Below are 20,507 nucleotides of genomic sequence, written 5' to 3'. Positions count from 1 at the left end.
TATGGACAACGATCGCAATCCGGCGATGGCGCTGGCGGACGGCGGCGGCATCGGCCTGGCGCGCCGCCGCGACGACGAGGCGGCCTGTTTCAACGAACTGTACCTGCTCGCCCCGGTGGGCTATTTCGTGCTGGGCTTCGACAGCCGCGTGCTGCTGGCCAACCGGACCGGCGCCGCCATGCTCGGCATCGCGCGCGCCAATCCCGGCGCGCACCGCTTCCGCACCTTCATCGCGCCCCATCTGGCGGGCGACTTCGACCGTTTCATCGGCCGCGCGCTCAACAGCACCGAGCCTGAGCAATGCCGCCTTTCGCTGCGCGGCGCCGCCGGCGCAGAGTTCGAGGCGATCCTGTTCGCCAGCGCCGACGCCAGCGGCCAGGCCTGCCGTGTGGTGCTTGAACCCTGCGACGGCAAGCTGGGCGCGCTCGAACGCGGCGAGGAGCGCTTCCGCCGGATCTTCGACGCGGCCGGCGACTACCTCGGCACGCTGGCGCCGGCCGCCGACCCTGGCGAGCGGCCCGCATCGACGGAGGCGATCTGGCGCCAGGCGAACTACGACGATCTCACTGGCCTGCCGAACCGCCACATGTTCATGGACCGCCTGCGCCTCGAGGTGAAAAAGGCCGACCGCGGCGGCGCCTTCCTGGCGCTGGTATTCCTCGACCTCGACCACTTCAAGGAAGTCAACGACCAGCACGGCCACGCGATGGGCGACGCGCTGCTGGCGGAGGCGGCGCGCCGCATCGCCGCCTGCGTGCGCGCCTCCGACACGCTGGCGCGACTGGGCGGCGACGAGTTCGTGGTGATCCTGGCCGGGATCGACCATGTCGGCAGCGTCGAGCGCATCGGCCAGGCGCTGGTGGCGGCGCTGGCGCGGCCGTTCGAGATCAACGGCGAACGGCTGTCGGTGTCGGCCAGCGCCGGCGTCGCGCTGTATCCGCCCGACGCGGGCAACGTCGCCGACCTGCTGGCGCGCGCCGACCAGGCGATGTACGCGTCGAAGAAGGCCGGCCGCAACCGCTTCAGCTACTTCACGCCGGATTTGCAGGAGGCCGCGCTGGAGCGCCAGCACGTCGCAGCCGACCTGCGCGCGGCGCTCGCGACTGGCCAGTTCGAGATCGTCTACCAGCCGATCGTCTGCCTGGCCACCGGCACCGTGCGCAAGGCCGAGGCGCTGCTGCGCTGGCGCCATCCGATCCGGGGCCTGCTGGCGCCCGCCGAATTCATCCCGTTCGCCGAATCGAACGGGCTGATCGTCGACATCGGCGACTGGGTGTTTCGCGAGGCGGCGCGGCAGGTGCAGCTATGGCAGCGCGAGATCCACCCCGCGTTCCAGGTCAGCGTGAACAAGTCGCCGGTGCAGTTCCGGCGCGACGCCTCGCTGTACCAGGCCTGGCTCGACTACCTGGCCGAACTGGGCATGCAGGCGCAAAGCATCGTCATCGAGATCGCCGAGGGCGTGCTGTTCGAGGGCGCCGACAAGGTGCTCGAGCGGCTGCGCCAGTACCGCGCGATGGGGCTGCAGGTTGCGCTCGACCACTTCGGCACCGGCTATTCGTCGCTGTCGCACCTGAAGCGCTTCGGCATCGATTTCCTTAAGATCGACCAGTCCTTCGTGGCCACGCTGGGCGCCGAGAACGGCGAGCTGGCGCTGTGCGAGGCGATCATCGCGATGGCGCACAAGCTCGGGCTGAAGGTGGTGGCCGAAGGCGTCGAGACAGGCAGGCAGCTGGCGCTGCTGACCGATGCGGGCTGCGACTACGCGCAGGGTTTCGCGATCGGCCATCCGATGGCGGCGACCGAACTGGAAGCGCTGGCGCGCGCGGGCGCGGTGGATTTCTTTCGGACGACGACACCATGACCTGACCGAGCTCGCGGAAGTCGATCGAAGCGTGGGGCGTAGCGTGGTGGTAGCGGTGGCCGGGTACGCCGGCTGACGCGTGGCGAAGCGGCTCCGCAAACAGCACGTCGTACCTGCGGAGGCAGGTACCCATACTGAGCCAGACGAAAGTAAAAGCGTATTCAGTATAGGTACCTGCCTTCGCAGGTACGACATTCCTGGGTGCGATCTACATATTCGGGTAGTTCGGCCCGCCGCCGCCCTCCGGCGTGACCCACACGATGTTCTGCGTCGGGTCCTTGATGTCGCAGGTCTTGCAGTGCACGCAGTTCTGCGCGTTGATCTGCAGCCGCTCGCCCGATTCGCTCGGCACGAACTCGTACACGCCGGCCGGGCAGTAGCGCGCTTCCGGCCCCGCATACTTGGCCAGGTTGATATTCACCGGCACGCTGGCGTTCTTCAGCGTGAGGTGGATCGGCTGGTCTTCGGCGTGGTTGGTGTTGGAGATGAACACCGACGACAGCCGGTCGAACGTCAGCTTGCCGTCCGGTTTCGGATAGGCGATCGGCTTGAAGTTCGCCGCCGGCTTCAGGCACTCGTGGTCGGCGTGCGTGTGGTGCAGCGTCCACGGCGCCTTGCCGCGGAAGACGATCTGGTCGATGCCGGTCATGATCGAGCCCAGGTACAGGCCCTTCGACAGCCACGGCTTGACGTTGCGCGCCACGTGCAGTTCTTCCTTCAGCCACGACTGCTCGAACGCGGCCGGGTAGGCGGCCAGTTCATCGTGCTGGCGCTGTTCGCCCAGCGCGCCGAATGCGGCGTCTGCGGCCATCATGCCCGACTTGATCGCGGCGTGGCTGCCCTTGATGCGGCTCATGTTAAGGAAGCCGGCGTCGCAGCCGATCAGCGCCCCGCCAGGGAACACCAGCTTCGGCAGCGACTGCAGGCCGCCGGCCGTGATCGCGCGCGCGCCGTACGAGATGCGCTTGGCGCCTTCGAAGAACGTGCGGATCGCCGGATGGGTTTTGTAGCGCTGGAATTCCTCGTACGGCGACAGATAGGGATTCTCGTACGCCAGGCCGACCACGTAGCCGACCGCGACCTGGTTGTTCTCCAGGTGGTACAGGAAGGAGCCGCCGTAGGTGTCTGCGTCGAGCGGCCAGCCGGTGGTGTGAATCACCAGGCCGGGCTTGTGCTTGGCCGGATCGATTTCCCACAGTTCCTTGATGCCGATGCCGTACGACTGCGGGTCCTTGCCCGCGTTCAGGTCGTACTTCACCATCAGCTGCTTGCCGAGATGGCCGCGCGAGCCTTCGGCAAACAGCGTGTACTTGGCGTGCAGCTCCATCCCGAGCTGGAAGTCGGGGCCTGGCTGGCCATCGCGCTTGACGCCCATGTTCCCGGTCGCGACGCCCTTGACCGAGCCGTCGTCGTTGTACAGGATTTCGGCCGCGGGGAAGCCGGGGAACACTTCGACGCCCAGGGCCTCGGCCTGCTGACCGAGCCAGCGCACCACGTTACCGAGCGAGATGACGTAGTTGCCGTGGTTTTCGAAGCAGGCCGGCACCATGAAGCCCGGAGTCTGGTAGGCCTTGGTCTCGGTCAGGAACAGGATGCGGTCTTCGGTCACCTCGGTGTTGAGCGGTGCGCCCAGCTCTTTCCAGTTCGGGATCAATTCGGTCAGCGCGCGCGGGTCCATCACGGCGCCCGACAGGATATGGGCGCCCAGTTCGCCGCCTTTTTCCAGCACGCAGACCGACACTTCCTTGCCTTGTTCGGCCGCCAGCTGCTTGAGGCGGATCGCCGCCGAAAGGCCGGCCGGGCCGCCGCCGACGACGACGACGTCGTATTCCATCGCCTCGCGTGGGCCGTACTGTTCGAGAATGTTGATTGGCTCTGTCATGGTCTTTTTATAGGGTAAAAAATTTAAGCACGAGTGTGCGGCTTTTTGATGCCGATTGCAACTCAGCCCGCCATTTTACGGGCTTTATTAGGCGCGGCAGTCTAATACTGGCAATTTGTGTAATGATTATGCTTTCGCAAGCAGAATCGCACAGGAGTCGAACGTGGGGATTGAAGTCAATTTCGAAGGAAAAATCGCGATGGTCACGGGCGCCTCCAGCGGCCTCGGAGCGCGGTTTGCGAAGGCACTGGCGGGCGCCGGCGCGCAGGTGGTCCTGGCGTCGCGCCGCACCGAGCGGCTGAAGGAGCTGCGCGCCGAGATCGAGGCCGACGGCGGCGCCGCGCACGTGGTGACGCTCGATGTCACGGACATGGCCAGCATCAAGAGCGCGATCGCGCACGCCGAGACCGAAGCCGGCCCGATCGACATCCTGGTCAACAACTCCGGCGTGTCGACCACGCAGCGCCTGCTCGACGTGACGGAAGACGACTATTCCTACGTGATGGACACCAACCTGCGCGGCGCCTTCTTCGTGGCGCAGCAGGCGGCCAAGCGCATGATCGCGCGCGCCAAGGGCGATCCGAAAAAGCAGCACCGCATCATCAACATCGCGTCGGTGGCGGGCCTGCGCGTGCTGCCGCAGATTGGCGTGTACTGCATGAGCAAGGCCGGCGTGGTGCAGATGACCAAGGCGATGGCGGTGGAGTGGGGGCGTTACGGCATCAACGTCAACGCCATCTGCCCCGGCTACATCTCGACCGAAATCAACGAGGAGTATTTCGAGACCGACCAGGGCAGAAAGCTGATCGACCTCCTGCCGCGCAAGCGCGTGGGCAAGCCGGAGGATCTCGACGGCCTGCTGCTGTTGCTGGCGGCCGAGGAAACCCACTTCATCAACGGCGCGATCATCTCTGCAGATGACGGCATGATGGCGCATTAAAGCAAATGGGGTCAGGTCCGCGGGACCAGACCCCGGCTCCGGCAGCATCGGGGTCTGGGCCCGCGGAGCGACGGGGACGCCGAGTCCCCATCTTCGAATTACCCCGTCACACCCATCAGCTTGTGCACCAGTTCCGACGATGTCGACGCCGAGAACTTGCGCATCAGCTTAGCGCGGTGCATCTCCACCGTGCGCGGACTAAGGTCGGTCTCGCGCGCGATCACCTTGCTGGTCTTGCCCTCGACCAGCAGCGCGGCGATCTCGCGCTCGCGCGGCGTCAGCTCCGCCGTCACCGGCCGCTTCTCGCTCAGGTCCTCGAACGTCCACACGCCGGCGCCCAGCGCCTGCTGCGGGTCCAGCGCGCGCCCGCTTACGTGGCACCAGAACAGCTCCCCGCTGGCGCGCCGCATGATCCGTTCGTCCGAGTAGCGCCCTTTGGCGTTCATGATCGGCACGATGCGGTCGCCCGTGCGCAGGAATTCGTCCAGGGTCGGGTACAGCACCAGGAAGGACTGGCCGCGCAGCGCGTCGCTCGGGTAGCCGAACATCGATCCCAGCGCTTCGTTGGCCGACTGGATTACGCGGTCGACCGAAATGCACATGCCGACCGGCGCGTGCTGGAAAATCGTCTCGTAGTCGATGGCGTAGGGCGCTTTGATCTCGTGCAAATCGATGGGTCCCGATGGTTTGAATAGCAGGTAGTTCTACGGTATTGTGCTTTTGGCTCGCGTATTTTATGCTGAGAATCTACTCTGAGGTGCAGAAAGAGCGAATTCGGCTTAACTATAAAAGGGACGGGTATGAATAAAGTTTATCCTGACGCGGCATCGGCGCTGGCCGGTATCGTCAAAGACGGCCAGACCATCGCGGTCGGCGGCTTCGGCCTGTGCGGCATCCCGGAGGCGCTGATCAAGGCGCTGCGCGATTCCGGCGTGACCGGCCTGACCGCCATCTCCAACAACGCGGGCATCGACGACGCCGGCCTTGGCCTGCTGCTGCAGACGCGCCAGATCAAGAAGATGATCTCGTCCTACGTCGGCGAAAACAAGGAGTTCGCGCGCCAGTACCTGGCCGGCGAGCTGGAAATCGAATTTACCCCGCAAGGCACGCTGGCCGAGAAGCTGCGCGCCGGCGGCGCCGGCATCCCGGCGTTCTTCACCAAGACGGGCGTGGGCACCATCGTCGCCGAAGGCAAGGACGTGCGCGAATTCGACGGCGAACAGTATGTGCTCGAGCGCAGCCTGGTGTCGGACGTGTCGCTGGTGAAGGCCTGGAAAGCCGACAAGTCGGGCAACCTGGTGTTCCGCAAGACCGCCCGCAACTTCAATCCAAACGTGGCGATGGCCGGCAAAGTGACCATCGTGGAAGTCGAAGAACTGCTCGAAACCGGCGCGATCGATCCCGATCACGTGCACCTGCCAGGCATTTTCGTGCAGCGCATCGTCGTCAATGCGCACCCGGAAAAGCGCATCGAGCAGCGCACCGTGCGCCCAAACTAAGAACAGAATTCGGAGACTACAATGGCTTGGACTCGTGATGAAATGGCTGCGCGCGCAGCGAAGGAACTGCAAGACGGTTTCTATGTGAACCTGGGCATCGGCCTGCCGACCCTGGTGGCGAACTATGTGCCGAACGATATCGAGGTGTACCTGCAGTCGGAGAACGGCCTGCTGGGCATCGGCCCGTTCCCGACCGAAGACGAAGTGGACGCCGACGTCATCAACGCCGGCAAGCAGACCGTGACGGAGCTGCCGGGCGCGGCCTACTTCAGCTCCGCCGATTCGTTCGGCATGATCCGCGGCGGAAAGATCAACCTGGCGATCCTCGGCGCGATGCAGGTGTCGCAATACGGCGACCTGGCCAACTGGATGATTCCGGGGAAAATGGTCAAGGGCATGGGCGGCGCGATGGACCTGGTGGCCGGCGTCAAGCGCGTGGTCGTGGTGATGGAGCACGTCGCCACCGCCAAGGACGGCAGCACCTCGCACAAGATCCTCAAGCACTGCAACCTGCCTCTGACCGGCGTGCGCGTGGTCGACCTGATCATCACCGACCTGGGCGTGATCGAAGTGTCGGACAAGGGATTGAAGCTGGTGGAACTGGCGCCTGGCGTGACCAAGCAGCAGGTGGTCGAGGCGACCGAGGCGGAGATCGACGTTTCGGCGGTCTGAATCTGGCTGTAAAAAAAGATGGGGCGGGTCCGCGGGACCACGCCCCATTTTTCATTGGCGTCATTCCTGCCTGCGCAGGAGCGACAGCACTGCTATTGCAGCGTCCAGACGTACTGCATTTGCATCCACGCCTGTTCCGGCACGCCGTTCAGGGTCGCCGGCTTGAATTGACACTTCGAGATGCCCACCACCGCGGCCTGGTCCAGCGAGCGGAATCCGCTCGACTTCAAAATCTTCGAATCGGCCACCTTGCCGTCGGTGCCGATCAGGAACGACAGCATCACCGTCCCCGTCTGTTCGAAACGGCGCGCCTCCTGCGGATAGACCGGCTTGGCGCAGGTGTTAAAGTCGGCGACCGCCTTGGTGCGCACGTCCGGCGCCTTCGGGGCTTCCGGCATTTGGGCGCAGCCCGCGGCCAGCAATGCGGCCAATCCAAGCATGCCGGCGCGATTGAATCCTTCGAAACGTGACATCGGTTCTCCTTTGTTGTGGTGGTTTCCTAATGCAGTGTCCAGATGTACTGCATCTTCATCCAGGCCTGGACGGGAACGCCGTCTTCGGTCGCCGGTTTGAAATGGCAACGCGCGATGCCAACGCGCGCGGCCCGGTCGAGCGGCCGGAAGCCGCTGGATTTGAGGATCCTCGAATCGGCCACGCCGCCTTGCGCATCGATGAGGAAGGAGAGCGTGACGGTGCCCGTGTTCTCGTCACGCAGCGACTGTTTCGGCCACAGTGGCTTGGCGCAGGTAGTGAAATCGGCGAGGGCGGGTGTCCTCACGTGTTGCGTCCTGGCCTGGGCCGGCACATGCAGCGCCGCCGCAAGGCACGCCGCGGCCATCGCGCACATCGCCACCGCCGCTTTCCAGTTCAGGGCCTGTGCGTCCGGCCGCACCAGGCGCCGGATGCGTTCCACCAGTTCGCCGCCATTCGCGGCCATCGCCAGGTGCTGTCCCGCGAACTGCATCTTCTCCAGTTCCGACAGGGCCAGGGCCACGCGGCGCGCATCGCCCAGATGGGCGGCCGCCAGGTCGTCGGCGATCTGTTCGCGCTCGGCGCGGATGCGGCCGGAAATCCACCACACGGCGGGGTGGTAGAACAGCAGCGTCTCCACCACGTTCTGCCCGAGGTTGACCAGGTAATCGAAGCGCTGGATGTGCCCCATCTCGTGCGCCAGCAGCGCTTCGAGCAGGTCGGGCGGCATGCCGGTGAGCAGGCTGGCGGGAACCATCACAACAGGGCGCCACCAGCCGGCGGTGATCGGGCTGGCCAGCTTGTCGATCACGCGCATGCGCACCTCGCGCGTGATGCCGAACTGGTTCGCCATCGCAGACACGCGCGCCTGCCAGTGGTGATCGGCGCGGTCGCGATTCGCCAGGCGGCCGATCCACCACAGTCCCATGCCCATGCGCAGGGTCAGCGCGCAGGCGCAGGCAGCCCAGGCCATGACGATCCATTCCAGCTTCGCCTGCAGCCATGTGAGCGCGCCGGCGTCGGCCGCGTGCGAACTCGATACCGTTTGCATGGCGAAGTGGGCGGCGTTACCTGCCGCACCGGGGCCGGACAGGCGCGACGCCAGCTCGATGGCCGGCCAGGCCACGCACAGCAGAAGGGCGCCGCAGGCGACGGCGTAGCGCCGCTGCGGCCGCGCGCCGCGCAGGGCAATCATCGCAATCGCCGTGGCGCAGCCGATCAGCGCGCCCTGCCAGATGAAATGGAGCAGCGTCCAGCCGATGCCGCTGACCAGAGAGGTGGCGGACAGGCTCATTTCTTGTCCTCTTTCAGCATCTTCTCGATCTCCTCGCGCTCCTTTTTCGAGATTCCGCTGCGCAGCGCAGCCATCACCAGCGCCTTGGCCGATCCGGAAAACGCCTTCTGCATCAGGTCTTTCAGCAGGTTGGTCTGCAGCGCGTCCTGCGCCTGCGCGGGGGCATACACGTGCGAACGCTGGCTTTCGTCGCGGATCAGCAGGCCCTTGGTGTGCATGATCTGCATCAGGCGCAGCACGGTGGCGTAGGTCACGTCCGGGCGCTCCTTCTGGATTTCTTCATGCACCTGCCTGGCGCTGGCGGAGCCCAGCGGCCACAGGGTGCGAAGCAGGTCCAGCTCGGCCGCCGTCGGTTTGGGGATGTTCGGTGTGCTCATGGTGCGATCCTCCGGGAATTGAAGGCAGCTTAGCGCGAATAGACAATCGTGTCTAATAAAATATTTTCGTTCAAATAACTTGTGCTGGTAGTAGTTCACGCATAGCATAGACAGCATTGTCTACATCGATCTTGGGGGCGGGATGAATGTGCGTGACTTTCGTATCGGCTGGCGCCTGCTGCTGAAGGAGCCCGGTTATTCGGCCGCGGTGGTGTTCGGCCTGGCCGTCGGCTTCGCGGTGTGCTTCCTGCTGCTTGGCTTCGTGCGCTACAGCTTCACCTACAATGCCGCAATCCCCGCCAGCGACCGCATTTTTGTCGTCAAGGAGAGGCGCAACCTGCTGCCTCGTCCCGACTGGCGCACGATGGCGCCCCTGGCGCTGCGCGATCTCGCAGTGGCATCCGGTCCGAACATCACCGCCACTTCGGCAAAATCGTTCGACCTGGCCGCGCGCATCGGGTCGAGGGTGGTGCCGTTTCCGCTGCAGGTGGCGGACGCCAATTTCATCGATTTCTTCGGCATCGGGGCGGTCGAAGGCGATGCCGCCGCGGCGCTGGCGCGGCCCGATGCGCTGGTCCTGAGCGAGTCGCGGGCGCGCCAGCTGTTTGGCGATACGCACGCGATCGGGCAGCGCCTGCAGATCGACGGCGCGACGTTCGAGGTGAGGGCGATCGTGCGGGATCTGCCTGCGAATACCACTGTCAGCATCGACGCGCTGGTCGGCGTTGGCGCGCACAGCTGGGACGCGGCGCCGGCCCAGAGCGGGCCGCAGTGGCGCAAGAGCGCCGCCGTGTACGTGAAGACGGCGCCGGGCGTCGATGAGCGTGGCCTTGCCGCACTGATGCAGGATGCCGTGGCGCGCGAGATCGACGCGCCGTTCAAGGCGCGCATGGGTAGCAGCGCGCCCGCCGGCCACCTGACCGATATCGGCATGACGCGGCTGTCCGACATGTATTTCGATCCGGACCTGCTATCGGGCCGCTCGGGCGCCAAATACGGCAGCAAGTCCGGGGTTTCGGGCCTCGCCGCGCTAGCGGTACTGATCCTGGTGCTCGCCAGCGCCAACTACATCAACCTGGCCACGGTGCGTACGCTCGGGCGCCAGCGCGAAATCGGCATTCGCAAAGTGATCGGTGCCAGCGGACCGCGGCTTGCCGCGCAGTTCGTGGCCGAATCGCTGGTGGTGTCGATGCTGGCGACGCTGTGCGGGCTGTTCTTCGCCTGGCTCGCCACGCCCGTATTCGCAACGCTGGTGGACCGGCCGCTGGAAGGCATGTTTTCCGTCGCAGCCTGCGCCACGATGCTCGCGCTCGGCGCGGTGGTCGGCATTGTGTCCGCTGTCTATCCGGCCTCGCTGGCGCTGGGACAGGCCGCCGGCGGTGCGCTTCAGGGCCGCGGCAGCAGCGAAACGCGGCACGGGATGGCGGTGCGGCGCGTGCTGTCGGCGTTCCAGTTTGCCGCCGCGATCGCCCTGATCGCGATCACCCTGGCGGTAAGCTGGCAGACCCGGTACGCGAGCCACGCCGATCCCGGCTTCGATGCCGCGTCGATGCTGGTGGTGGCGATTCCCGGCAAGTTGGACTCTCCCGGTGCCCGCGCGTTCAGGGATGCGCTGACGCGCGTGCCGGGCGTGAGCGGGGTGGCGGGGATGTCGGATGCGGTCGGACGCGACGGCAACAAGATCACCTATATCGTCAACCGTCCGGGCAGGGAAACGGTGCCGGTGGAGGCCAGGATCGTCAGCCCCGAGTTCTTCGGCGTGTATCGCATCGGCGCCCTGGCGGGAAGGGTGCTCGGCCCGGCGCAGGACGGGATGCAAAGCACGTCGGTCGTGATCAATGCGATCGCCGCGAAGGCGCTGGGATTCGCCTCCCCCGAAGCTGCGGTCGGCCAGATGTTCAACGACACGCTGCGCATCGTCGGCATCGTTCCCGACCTGCGCTACCAGAGCCTGCGCCAGGCGCCACAGCCGATGGTGTACCGGATCGGGCCGGATCAGACGGTGCTGACGGCGCGCGTCGAAGGCAGTGTCGCCGCGGCCAGACCGCTGGTCGAAGCGCTATGGGCGCGTCATTTCCCGAACGACGTGCCGGATATCGAATCGGCGCAGTCCGTGTTTACCGCCACCTACAGCGAAGATGCGCGGCTGGCCCGGATACTCACCGCCGCCAGCGTGGTAGCCACCGCGCTGGCGTCGTTCGGCATCTACGTGCTGTCGGCGTACAGCGTGAAGCGACGGGCGCGCGAGATCGTGCTGCGCAAGCTGCATGGCGCAAGAGCCGCCGACGTGGGCCGCCTGATCGCGCGCGAGTTCGCATGGCTGATCGGGGCCGGCGCGCTGGCCGGACTGCCGGTTGCATGGCTGGCCACGGCGCGCTACCTGGCCGGCTTCGTCGAGCGCGCGCCGATGGGCGGCTGGCCGCTGGTGTACGCATTGGCCTGCGTCGCCGTCGTGGCGCTGTGCGCGACGGCGCGCCACACTCTGGCGGCCGCGCGCATGTCCCCGGCGCTGGCGCTGCGCGATAACTGATTTCACACCACGAAGGACCATTACGGAGAACCCATGCTGAAAAGATTGATCGTCGTCGCTTCGCTCCTGTTGCCTCTGGCCGTATCGGCCACCGATTTGCCCGATTACCCGTTCATCCATGTCGGCGGCAGCGGCTTTTCGTATGTCATGCCTGATGTCGGCGAGATAGACTTCGAGGTGTCGGCGTATCACAGCGACCCGGAAGCGGCGCGCCAGGTGGTTGAGGGCCGCATCGCCGAGATCCGCGCGCTGGTGGCGCAGCTGGCACTGGCCAACACCGACGTCGAGATTCGCGACCTGCGCAAGGAGATGCGCAAGCCCGATCCGGCGCGGCCTGGCGTGGTCCTGTACGACATCAAGTGCGGCGTGCATATCAAGGTGACCGAACTGTCGAAGTGGCGCGAGCTGATGGGACCGCTGATCGCAATGCCGAACCTGGACGCCTTCATGTCGGCTTTCGATACCAGCAAGCGCGACGAGGTCGAGATGGATTTGACCAGCGAGGCGATCAAGGCGGCGAAGCGAAAGGCTGAGGCCATTGCCGCCGGGTTCGGGCGCAAGCTCGGTCCCGTGAATGCCGTGTCGGCGGGCGACCTGAAGAACCTATCGCGCGCGATGGGCTTTGCGGGCGTCGAGCCGAATCGGGCGCGGAACGTCGTCGCTCGCAACGAGCGCGAACGCGAAGCGCTGCTGATGATCGAAGTGATGAAAATGTCGCGCTCGGTGGACGTGATCTTTCGCATCAAGTAGCCGATAACACGTCGTTCCTGCGCAGGCAGGAACCTATGCTGAATAGAGTACCTCGCTGTTTCGCTCAGCATGGGTACCTGCCTGCGCAGGTACGACGACAATCGGCGACTACTCGTTCTTGACGATGCCGCGCACGTTCATTGCGAACAGGCCCACTTGTAGTGCGATCAACGCCCACGCTTCGTCGTGCCAGCCCCACACGATCCACAGCACGTTGCTGAGCACGAACATGGAAAAGCCGAAGATGCGGCGGTCGGTGCGCTTCGATCCAACGAGGTAGGCGGCGTACAGCGTGACGGCCATGGCCGGCCACTGCAGATAGTCGATCCAATTGGGCATGCCGCTCAAGCCGCCGATTTGCGGCGCGCCGGCGCGTGGGTCTTGGCCGGCGCCGCCTTCGCCGCTGCCTTCTTCGGCTTGGCGCTGGCCGCCACGCGCTCGGTCGTCTTGCTCGCCACTTTGCGCGGCTTCGCGGCCGGCGCCTCCTCCTCGTCGTTGGCCGCAGACGGCTTGCGCGACTTGCGCGGTGGTGGCGGCTCGTCGTCGTCCTCCGCTTCCGCCTCCGCGGCAGCCGCCTTGCCGGGCTTCTTGCCGATACTTTGCTGGAGCAGCGCGACCAGGTCCACCACATTGCTCGACGCCGGCCGCGCGCTTTCTTTGCCCGGCATAGTGATGGTCTTGGTTTCCTTCGCCTTGATCTTCTTCTCCACCAGTGCCATGACGTCTTCGCGATAGGTGTCGTGATACTGCTCCGGCTTCCAGTCTTCGCTCATGCCTTCGACCAGCGCCATCGCCATCTTCAGTTCCTTGTCCGTCACCGCCGCCGTCTTGGCGCTCTTGGTCGGGATTTTCAGTTCGTCGGTGGCGCGGATCTCGTCGGCGAAGCGCAGGGTGTTGAGCACGATGGTGTCGTCCACGCACACCAGCGCGGCCAGGTGCTGCTTGACGCGGATGACCACCGTGGCGATGCCGATCTTGCCGGCCTTGCGCAGCGTCTCGCGCAGCAGCGCGTACACCTTGTCGCCTCCCTTGCCGGGCGCGAGGTAGTAGGGCTGCTCGTAGTACAGCAGCGGCACCTGGTCGGCATCGACGAAGGCGAGGATGTCGATCGTGCCGGTCGCTTCCGGGTTGGCGCGCCGCAGGTCTTCGTCAGACAGAACCACGTATTCGCCGGAGGTGTACTCATAGCCCTTGACGATGTCGTCCCAGGTCACTTCCTTGTTGTTTCCCTTGTTGTAGCGCTTGAAGCCCACCGGCGAAAAGTCGCGCCGGTCCAGCATGGTCAGGTCGAGCGAATGTTCGCTCACGGCCGGGTACATCTCCACCGGGATGTGCACCAGGCCGAAGCTGATCGCTCCCTTCCACAGGCTGCGCGCCATGAAGTTCTCCTATTCCCCGACGTAGCCGGTGGCCGGCAGCACGACGCCGGTGATGTAGCTCGAGCAGATCGACGAGGCCAGGAACACGTAGGCCGGCGAGATCTCTTCCGGCTGCGCCGGCCGGCGGTACGAGGTGTCGCCGCCGAAATTGGCGATCTTGTCGGGCGCCTGGTCGGCCGGATTGAGCGGCGTCCACACCGGCCCCGGCGCCACCGCATTGACGCGGATGCCCTTGTCGAGCAGGTTGGCCGCCAGCGACATCGTGAAGGCGTGGATCGCGCCCTTGGTGGTGGAGTAGTCGAGCAGGTGCGCGTTGCCCTGCAAGCCGGTCACCGATCCCGTATTGACGATCGCGGCGCCGCGCTTGAGGTAGGGCAGGGCCGCCTTCGCCATGTGGAAGTAGCCGTAGATATTCGTGCGCATGGTCTCGTCGAAGCGCTCTTCGGTGAGGTCGAGCAGCGAACTGGCGTGCTCCTGGAAGGCTGCGTTATTGACCAGCACATCGAGCCGGCCCCATTCCGCCACCACCTTGTCGACCGCCTCCTGGCAGAACTCCATGTCCTTGACGTCGCCCGACACGGTCACGCAGCGGCGGCCCTCGGCCTCGACGTAGCGCTGGGTTTCGGCGGCGTCCTCGTGTTCGTTCAGGTAGAAGATGGCAACGTCGGCGCCTTCGCGCGCGAAGAGCACGGCCACCGCGCGGCCGATGCCGGAGTCGCCGCCGGTGACGATCGCCACCTGGCCCTGCAGCTTGCCGCTGCCCTTGTAGTGCTCGGCCATGAACATCGGCGTGAGCTCCATGTGCGCTTCCATGCCCGGCTTGCTCAGGTGCTGGCTCGGCAGCGGCGGCGCCGGATAGGTCACCGATCCGGTCTGCACTGCCGCCTTGCTCTCTTTCTCCGGCCCTGCCGCGGCGTCCTTCTGGTCCTGCCGGCTCTGGATTGCTTTCTGCTTCTCCGCTACCTCGTCCTGTATCGCCATTGGTCGCTCCCTTCGTGGTCGTTTTAGTATGCGCCGGCGCGGGGCCTCGACTCGGTGCGCTTCCACACATATAGCGCAGTGCGGGTATCCGCGACGGGTGCTTTATGGCAAACTACGGGCTACCGTTTTCGAGGAGAAAGTATGTCGCAGCAGGCCGATGCCCGCACCCAGCCAGTCGGCTTGTTCCTGCACCTGGCCGCCGAGCGCCGGGTGGAGTTCCAGGCGGCGTGCGGAAACCAGTTCGGCCGCCTGTTCGTCGCCGAAGACGCGGCGCAGGCCGCGCACATCCTCGCGCACGAGCAGGTCGACCTGCTGGTGATCGACCTCGATCGCTTCGACCGCAGCCTTGACCGCGCCGCGCTGGAGGAGCTGGTGCGAAGCCGCAAGGGCGCGCCGGTGCTGCTGGTGTGTCCGTTCGATGCGGCTGGCTGGCTGTCCGACCTGATGGCGTGCGGTCCGGTCGATTATGCGATCGGCCCGATCGCCGACGCCGCGCTCACTCAGCGGATCGGGGCGCCGGGCGCCAACGCTGACGCCAGGTCCGACGCGCTGCGCGGCGTGCGCGAGGGCGTTTTGCGGGCCGTGGCCGGCATCGACGACATCGCCGAGCTGGCGCCCGGCATCTGCGCGGTGCTTGCTGCGTGGCCCGGCGTGGTGCATGCGGCGATGTTCACCGCCAGCGAATCGGGCGACGTTACGCTGGCGGCGCAGCACTCGCCGGCGGGTATCGACATCGAGCGCGCCGGCCGCGGCTTTCCCGGATTTAGCGCCGCGGCGAGCGGCGAACTGGTGCTGCTGGACGCGCCGGAGAAGGCCGGCGATCCCGAACTGGCGGTCGCTTTGCACGACATGGGCGCCGCCATGGTGGCGGCGGCGCCGATCCCGTCGCGCGGCCCCGGCGCGCCGCAAGGCAGCATCTCGCTGATGTTCGCGCAGCCGCGCCAGCTTTCCCCCGACTCGCTCGCCGCGCTGGCCGAACTGGCGCAGCTGGCCGGCCTTGGCCTGCGGATGGCCGGCATGGCGCGCGACACCGAACTGCTGCTGGCGCGCGTGACCAGCCTGGCCACCACGGATGCGCTGACCGGCGTCGCCAACCGCCGCCACGGCGAAGCGCTGCTCGAGCAGGAAATCAAGCGCGCCCGCCGCTACAAGACGCCTCTCGCGCTGATCGGGTTCGACGTGGACCATTTCAAGGCCATCAACGACCGCTACGGCCATCCGACGGGCGACGCCGTGCTGCGCATCCTGGCCGACGCGGTGCGCGCGGCGCTGCGCGGCAGCGACCTGCTGGCGCGCAGCGGCGGCGACGAATTCCAGATCGTCGCGGCCCACACCAGCGCGATCGACGGCCTGAAGGTGGCGGAAAAAATCCGCATGGAGATCGAGGCGACCGTGTTCCCGGGCTGCGACCGGCTGACCATCAGCCTTGCCGTGGCCCAGGCGGGCGAAGAGGAAAGCGCCGATTCGCTGATGCAGCGCGTTGCCGCGGCATTGAAGCGGGCCAAGCGCGCGGGACGCAACTGCGTCGAACTGGCCATGCAGTGACGCCGATGCTTGGATGGCTGAAGCAGTACCGGCGCGGCCTGCTGGCGGGCGACATCAGCGCCGGCATCGTGGTCGCGATGATGATGATCCCGCAGGGGATGGCGTATGCGATGGTGGCCGGAGTTCCGCCGGTCGCCGGCATCTACGCCAGCATCCTGCCGCCGTTGATCTACGCCGTGTTCGGCACCAGCATGACGCAATCGGTCGGCCCCATGGCGATCATTTCGCTGATGACGGCCGCCGCGCTCGGGCCGCTCGCTGTCGCGGGCTCCGGCCTGTACACCGTGCTGGCGGCGCAACTGGCGCTGCTGTCGGGCGTCGTGCTGCTGGCCTGCGGCCTGCTGCGCATCGGCTTTCTCGCCAACTTTTTCTCGCGTCCCGTGATGAGCGGGTTCACCATCGGCTCGGCCATCGTCATCGCCTGGGGCCAGGTGTCGACGCTGGCGGGCGCCGATCTGCCGCGCTTCCATGTCCCGAGCCTGATGCTGGGCGGCGCTTCGCTGGCCTTGCTGCTGCTGGCGCGCGCCTACCTGGCGCCGCTCCTGCGCCTCGCCGGAATGAACCCGGCGGCCGCCGACATCGGTGCGCGGCTGGCGCCGATGGCGGTGGTGATCGGCGCGACCGTGCTGGTGGCGTGGCTTGATTTGAATGTGCGCACCACCGGCGCGGTGCCGGCCGGCCTGCCGCGCCTGAACATGGCCATCTCCAACGCCCACTGGCGCTCCTTGCTGCAGCCGGCGCTGCTGATCGGCTTCATGATTTTCCTGATCAGCATGTCGGCGGCGCAGGCGCTGGCGCTCAAGCGGCAGGAGAAACTGCACAGCAATTTCGAGCTGATCGGGCTGGGCGCCGCCAACATAGGCAGCGCGCTGTCGGGCGGCTTCCCGGTCACCGGCAGCATGTCGCGCTCCGCGGTCAATTTCTCGGCCGGCGCCAATACGCCGCTGGCCTCCGTCATCACGGCGGCGCTGCTGGCGATCGCGCTGGTGGCGCCGACCGGCTGGCTGGCGCTGCTGCCGCTGCCGACGCTGGCCGCCACCATCATCGTCGCCGTGCTCGGGATGCTGGAGCTGGACACCTTGCGCACGGCGCTGCGCTACGACCGCGGCGACGCGCTCGCGCTGGTCGCCACCGCCGCCGGCGTGCTGGCGATGGGTGTCGAGGCGGGCGTCGTGATTGGCGTGGTGCTGTCGATGGGAACCCTGATCTGGCGCGCCAGCCGTCCGCACATCGCGGTGTTGGGACGGATCGCCGGCACCGAGCATTTCCGCAATATCGAGCGCCATAGCGGCGGCACCGCGCCCGGCTTGCTGCTGCTGCGGATCGACGCCGGCCTATTCTTCGGTAACGTTGAAGCGGTCAACCAGCGCATCGAGGAAGAACTGGCGGCGCGCCCGGCCACGCGCGACTTGGTGCTGGTGCTGTCGGCGGTGAACGCGATCGACACGTCGGCGCTGTTCGGCCTGACGGAGCTGAACCAGATGCTGCGCCATCGCGGCATCGGCCTGCACCTGGCCGAAGTGAAAGGGCCGGTGATGGATCGGCTGAACGCCAGCGACCTGCTGGCGCGGCTGAACGGGAAAATCTACCTCAGCACCGCAATGGCCTGGGACGAGCTGGCGGGAAAAGCGTGACAGCACGCGGCGGCTGTGGCATCGTTACAGGGTACAAAATCCACGGAGAGTCGTCACCATGCGTCACCTGATCACCATCGCCTGCCTGCTGGCCGCGATCCTGTTCTACTCGCAGGGCAGTGCCGCCGCGCCTGTGTTCCTCGTGCTTGGCATGGTCTTCGAAGGGGCCTTCTGGATGCGGATCGTCCGGCGCAAGCACTTGAAATGAAACTCTCGCCGGGCATCCCGGTCTTGCGCAGCTTTTCGGAGCAGCACACGCGCGAGTTGTACATCGACTTCATGGGCTTCAAGGTGAACTGGGAACACCGCTTCGAGCCTGGCACGCCGCTGTACATGGAGGTCGAGCGATCCGGCCTGGTGCTGCATATCTCCGAGCATTACGGCGACGCGGCGCCCGGCGCGACCGTCTTCATCCGCATCGACGACATCGCCGCGCTGCACGCGGAACTCAATGCGAAGCACTATCGCCACGCGCGCCCGGGGCTCCAGCAGCAGGACTGGGGCACGGTGATGCAGATCGACGACCCCTCCGGCAACCGCCTGCGCTTCTGCCAGTCCTGAGTGCCGCCCGTCAAACCTGGGTCTGACCCCGCGGGGTCATACCCTTTTCGCGCGGCGGCGCCAGCACGATCGGCGCTTCGAGTTCGGGATGCAGGCCGTGGTGGCCCTTGAACGCGGCGGCGACGGCGGCCATGTCGCGCTCCTGGTCGCCGGTCAGGTCGATCGTGTCGACCACCGACAGTTCCTTGTTCGGATAATCGATGTAGACGATCAGCAGCGGCACCTTGGCGGCGACGGCCAGGTGATAGAAGCCGCTGCGCCAGTGCGGCCGGTAGCTGCGCGTGCCTTCCGGCGCCAGCGCGATCCAGCACCAGTCGGCCGCGTTCATGGTGTCGGCCAGGCGCTGGGTGGCGCCGGTGGCGTTGTCGCGTTCGACCGCCATGCCGCCCCAGTGGCGCATCGCCACGCCCATCACGCCCTTGAACAGCGATTCCTTGCCGAGCCAGCGGAAGGGCAGGCCGACGGCCCACTTGGCCAGCAGGCCGACGATGAAGTCCCAGTTCGAGGTGTGCGGGTACACCACGGCGACGCCGTGCGGGCCGGGCAGCGGCTTGAAGCGCACGCGCCAGCCGAACAGATTGAGCAGCCGCAGCGATATCCGCTGGCCCAGGGTGGGAAGTGTTGCAGCTTGCAGCTGGTATTGGTCCATGTTTCTCTCCGTCGGCCTGTCCAGCAGGTTCTGAGCATTGTGCCATTTTCCGGCTATGCGTTAAAACAATTGCAATGGGGAAAATTGCGCATCGCATTTTATAGCGGACGGGACGGGGGAGACAAGCAAAAAAGGTGGCAGTGTGGCGCGCGCTGCTTGTATCATGCCTTGGTTAAACCAACAGGATTTCCATGGACATTACGATTTATCACAACGCCCGCTGCGGCACGTCGCGCAACACGCTGGGCCTGATCCGCAATGCCGGCGTCGAGCCGACCATCATCGACTACCTGGCCCATCCGCCTTCGCACGCGCTGCTCAAGGCGATGACGGCCGCCGCCGGCCTGTCCGTGCGCGACGTGATCCGCACCAAGGAAGCGGCGTACCAGGAGCTGGGACTGGATGATCCGGCGCTCGACGACGACGCGCTGATCGACGCGATGCTGGCGCATCCGGCGCTGATCGAGCGGCCGTTCGTGGTCAGCGCGCAGGGCGTGCGCCTGTGCCGGCCGGCGGAGCTGGTGCTCGATATCCTGCCGCCGCAGCAAGGCGCCTTCACCAAGGAAAACGGTGAGCAGGTGATCGACGAACACGGCCGGCGCATCGCGCGCTAGCCGCCAGGACCTGCGCCGATGAGAACCCTGGCAATGCCATCCGGCCGGTCGATTCCCGTGCTCGGGCAGGGCACGTGGGGCATGGGCGAGGATCCGGGCCGCAAGCGCCAGGAGGCCGATGCGCTGCGGCTCGGGATGGACCTGGGCATGACGCTGATCGATACCGCCGAAATGTACGGCGAGGGCGGCGCCGAGGAAGTTGTGGCGGCGGCGCTGGCCGGGCGGCGCGACCAGGCTTTCATCGTCAGCAAGGTGTATCCGCACAATGCGGGGCGGCGCGCGGTGCAGGCGGCGTGCGAGCGCAGCCTGGCGCGCCTTGGCACCGGCCATATCGACCTGTACCTCCTGCACTGGCGCGGCTCCGTGCCGCTGGCCGAAACGCTGGAAGGATTCGAGGCGCTCAGGAAGGCCGGCAAGATCCTCGATTATGGCGTCAGCAATTTCGACGTGGACGACATGCGCGAGGCGGCCGGCGCCGGCGTGGCGGTCAACCAGGTGCTGTACAACCTGGCGCGGCGCGGCGTGGAATGGGACCTGCTGCCGTGGTGCCGCAAGCATGGGATGCCGTTGATGGCGTATTCGCCGCTGGAGTCGTCGGCGGCGGAGCAGGCCGCGCTGCTTGGCACCCCGGGATTGATGCGGGTGGCGGAACGTCACAACGCCAGCGCGGCGCAGATTGCGCTGGCGTGGCTGCTGCACCAGGAAGGCGTGGTGGTGATTCCGAAAGCGGTATCTTTGCGCCATGTGCGCGAGAATCGCGCGGCGCTGGATATCGTGCTGAACGCCGAGGACATCGCAGAACTTGATGCTGCGTTTCCTCCACCGCGGCGCGCAACGCCGCTCGATATGCGCTAACTGAAAAATGGGG

At 66.3% G+C, this 20,507-nt stretch carries 21 protein-coding genes; 12 read left to right on the top strand and 9 right to left on the bottom strand.

Annotated features, from left to right (window positions below; all coding sequences use genetic code 11):
- Position 1: 1 nt before the first annotated feature.
- Positions 2-1,861, top strand: coding sequence for a bifunctional diguanylate cyclase/phosphodiesterase (locus Q4S45_RS10640; RefSeq protein ID WP_305511720.1), 1,860 nt, complete (start codon positions 2-4; stop codon positions 1,859-1,861).
- Positions 1,862-2,069: 208 nt separating this feature from the next.
- On the opposite strand, the gene Q4S45_RS10635 is transcribed toward Q4S45_RS10640, so the two are convergent.
- A complete protein-coding gene (locus Q4S45_RS10635; protein ID WP_305511718.1) occupies positions 2,070-3,743 on the bottom strand; it encodes an electron transfer flavoprotein-ubiquinone oxidoreductase in 1,674 nt (557 codons plus the stop codon).
- 163 nt (positions 3,744-3,906) lie between these two features.
- Between Q4S45_RS10635 and Q4S45_RS10630 the strand changes: the two genes are divergently transcribed.
- On the top strand, positions 3,907-4,683 hold the full coding sequence (locus tag Q4S45_RS10630; RefSeq protein WP_305511716.1) for an SDR family oxidoreductase: 777 nt from the start codon (positions 3,907-3,909) through the stop codon (positions 4,681-4,683).
- Positions 4,684-4,781: 98 nt separating this feature from the next.
- Here the strand turns inward: Q4S45_RS10630 and Q4S45_RS10625 are convergent, their stop codons facing one another.
- Positions 4,782-5,285 carry a PAS and helix-turn-helix domain-containing protein gene (locus Q4S45_RS10625; protein WP_305512088.1) on the bottom strand — a complete coding sequence of 168 codons (504 nt, stop codon included), beginning with the start codon at positions 5,283-5,285 and terminating at the stop codon, positions 4,782-4,784.
- Positions 5,286-5,483: 198 nt separating this feature from the next.
- Here Q4S45_RS10625 and Q4S45_RS10620 point away from each other — a divergent pair, with 198 nt between their 5' ends.
- Together Q4S45_RS10620 and Q4S45_RS10615 are read left to right on the top strand one after the other, a co-directional pair.
- The gene (locus Q4S45_RS10620) at positions 5,484-6,182 is read left to right on the top strand and encodes a CoA transferase subunit A (RefSeq protein WP_305511714.1); all 699 of its coding nucleotides are present in this window, start codon (positions 5,484-5,486) and stop codon (positions 6,180-6,182) included.
- A 21-nt stretch (positions 6,183-6,203) separates the two neighbouring features.
- Complete coding sequence (locus Q4S45_RS10615; RefSeq protein WP_305511711.1) at positions 6,204-6,854, top strand: 3-oxoacid CoA-transferase subunit B; 651 nt, start codon at positions 6,204-6,206, stop codon at positions 6,852-6,854.
- A gap of 92 nt (positions 6,855-6,946) precedes the next feature.
- Here Q4S45_RS10615 and Q4S45_RS10610 read toward each other — a convergent pair whose 3' ends face one another.
- The 3 genes from Q4S45_RS10610 to Q4S45_RS10600 are packed head-to-tail and all read right to left on the bottom strand — an operon-like array spanning position 6,947 to position 8,996.
- Positions 6,947-7,327 carry an energy transducer TonB gene (locus Q4S45_RS10610; RefSeq protein WP_305511709.1) on the bottom strand — a complete coding sequence of 127 codons (381 nt, stop codon included), beginning with the start codon at positions 7,325-7,327 and terminating at the stop codon, positions 6,947-6,949.
- A 26-nt stretch (positions 7,328-7,353) separates the two neighbouring features.
- Entirely contained in the window at positions 7,354-8,619 is a 1,266-nt protein-coding gene (locus tag Q4S45_RS10605; protein WP_305511703.1) for a M56 family metallopeptidase, read from the bottom strand.
- On the bottom strand, positions 8,616-8,996 hold the full coding sequence (locus Q4S45_RS10600; protein ID WP_305511701.1) for a BlaI/MecI/CopY family transcriptional regulator: 381 nt from the start codon (positions 8,994-8,996) through the stop codon (positions 8,616-8,618). The genes Q4S45_RS10605 and Q4S45_RS10600 overlap by 4 nt, the downstream gene beginning before the upstream one ends.
- Before the next feature lie 142 nt (positions 8,997-9,138).
- Between Q4S45_RS10600 and Q4S45_RS10595 the strand changes: the two genes are divergently transcribed.
- Complete coding sequence (locus Q4S45_RS10595; protein WP_305511699.1) at positions 9,139-11,526, top strand: ABC transporter permease; 2,388 nt, start codon at positions 9,139-9,141, stop codon at positions 11,524-11,526.
- A 33-nt stretch (positions 11,527-11,559) separates the two neighbouring features.
- The gene (locus tag Q4S45_RS10590) at positions 11,560-12,276 is read left to right on the top strand and encodes an SIMPL domain-containing protein (protein ID WP_305511697.1); all 717 of its coding nucleotides are present in this window, start codon (positions 11,560-11,562) and stop codon (positions 12,274-12,276) included.
- A 108-nt stretch (positions 12,277-12,384) separates the two neighbouring features.
- On the opposite strand, the gene Q4S45_RS10585 is transcribed toward Q4S45_RS10590, so the two are convergent.
- Genes Q4S45_RS10585 through Q4S45_RS10575 form a run of 3 tightly spaced genes read right to left on the bottom strand, consistent with a single transcriptional unit; the run spans position 12,385 to position 14,636 of the window.
- Positions 12,385-12,615: a hypothetical protein gene (locus tag Q4S45_RS10585; protein WP_305511695.1), complete on the bottom strand. Its 231-nt coding sequence runs from the start codon at positions 12,613-12,615 to the stop codon at positions 12,385-12,387.
- A 5-nt stretch (positions 12,616-12,620) separates the two neighbouring features.
- On the bottom strand, positions 12,621-13,655 hold the full coding sequence (locus Q4S45_RS10580) for a Ku protein (protein WP_305511693.1): 1,035 nt from the start codon (positions 13,653-13,655) through the stop codon (positions 12,621-12,623).
- A gap of 9 nt (positions 13,656-13,664) precedes the next feature.
- Entirely contained in the window at positions 13,665-14,636 is a 972-nt protein-coding gene (locus Q4S45_RS10575) for an SDR family oxidoreductase (RefSeq protein WP_305511692.1), read from the bottom strand.
- 141 nt (positions 14,637-14,777) lie between these two features.
- Here Q4S45_RS10575 and Q4S45_RS10570 point away from each other — a divergent pair, with 141 nt between their 5' ends.
- From Q4S45_RS10570 to Q4S45_RS10555, 4 genes are read left to right on the top strand one after another with little or no spacing between them, the layout of a single operon-like run.
- The gene (locus Q4S45_RS10570; protein WP_305511690.1) at positions 14,778-16,181 is read left to right on the top strand and encodes a diguanylate cyclase; all 1,404 of its coding nucleotides are present in this window, start codon (positions 14,778-14,780) and stop codon (positions 16,179-16,181) included.
- Between the two features lie 5 nt (positions 16,182-16,186).
- Positions 16,187-17,815 (top strand): SulP family inorganic anion transporter, encoded by a 1,629-nt coding sequence (locus tag Q4S45_RS10565; RefSeq protein WP_305511688.1) that lies wholly within the window; start codon positions 16,187-16,189, stop codon positions 17,813-17,815.
- A 58-nt stretch (positions 17,816-17,873) separates the two neighbouring features.
- Positions 17,874-18,023, top strand: coding sequence for a hypothetical protein (locus Q4S45_RS10560; protein ID WP_305511686.1), 150 nt, complete (start codon positions 17,874-17,876; stop codon positions 18,021-18,023).
- Positions 18,020-18,376, top strand: coding sequence for a glyoxalase superfamily protein (locus Q4S45_RS10555; RefSeq protein WP_305511684.1), 357 nt, complete (start codon positions 18,020-18,022; stop codon positions 18,374-18,376). Before Q4S45_RS10560 ends, Q4S45_RS10555 begins: the two co-directional genes overlap by 4 nt.
- 10 nt (positions 18,377-18,386) lie before the next feature.
- Here Q4S45_RS10555 and Q4S45_RS10550 read toward each other — a convergent pair whose 3' ends face one another.
- Positions 18,387-19,025, bottom strand: coding sequence for a 1-acyl-sn-glycerol-3-phosphate acyltransferase (locus tag Q4S45_RS10550; protein ID WP_305511683.1), 639 nt, complete (start codon positions 19,023-19,025; stop codon positions 18,387-18,389).
- 191 nt (positions 19,026-19,216) lie between these two features.
- Here Q4S45_RS10550 and arsC point away from each other — a divergent pair, with 191 nt between their 5' ends.
- The gene (gene arsC / locus Q4S45_RS10545; RefSeq protein ID WP_305511682.1) at positions 19,217-19,639 is read left to right on the top strand and encodes an arsenate reductase (glutaredoxin); all 423 of its coding nucleotides are present in this window, start codon (positions 19,217-19,219) and stop codon (positions 19,637-19,639) included.
- 18 nt (positions 19,640-19,657) lie between these two features.
- Positions 19,658-20,494: an aldo/keto reductase gene (locus tag Q4S45_RS10540; RefSeq protein ID WP_305511680.1), complete on the top strand. Its 837-nt coding sequence runs from the start codon at positions 19,658-19,660 to the stop codon at positions 20,492-20,494.
- Positions 20,495-20,507 lie beyond the last annotated feature (13 nt).

This window comes from Massilia sp. R2A-15 (assembly GCF_030704305.1).
In the GTDB taxonomy this organism is placed as follows: Bacteria; Pseudomonadota; Gammaproteobacteria; order Burkholderiales; family Burkholderiaceae_D; genus JAFCUW01.
Note: the sequence above shows the minus strand (reverse complement) of the source record. Positions and strands in the feature narration are given on the sequence as shown.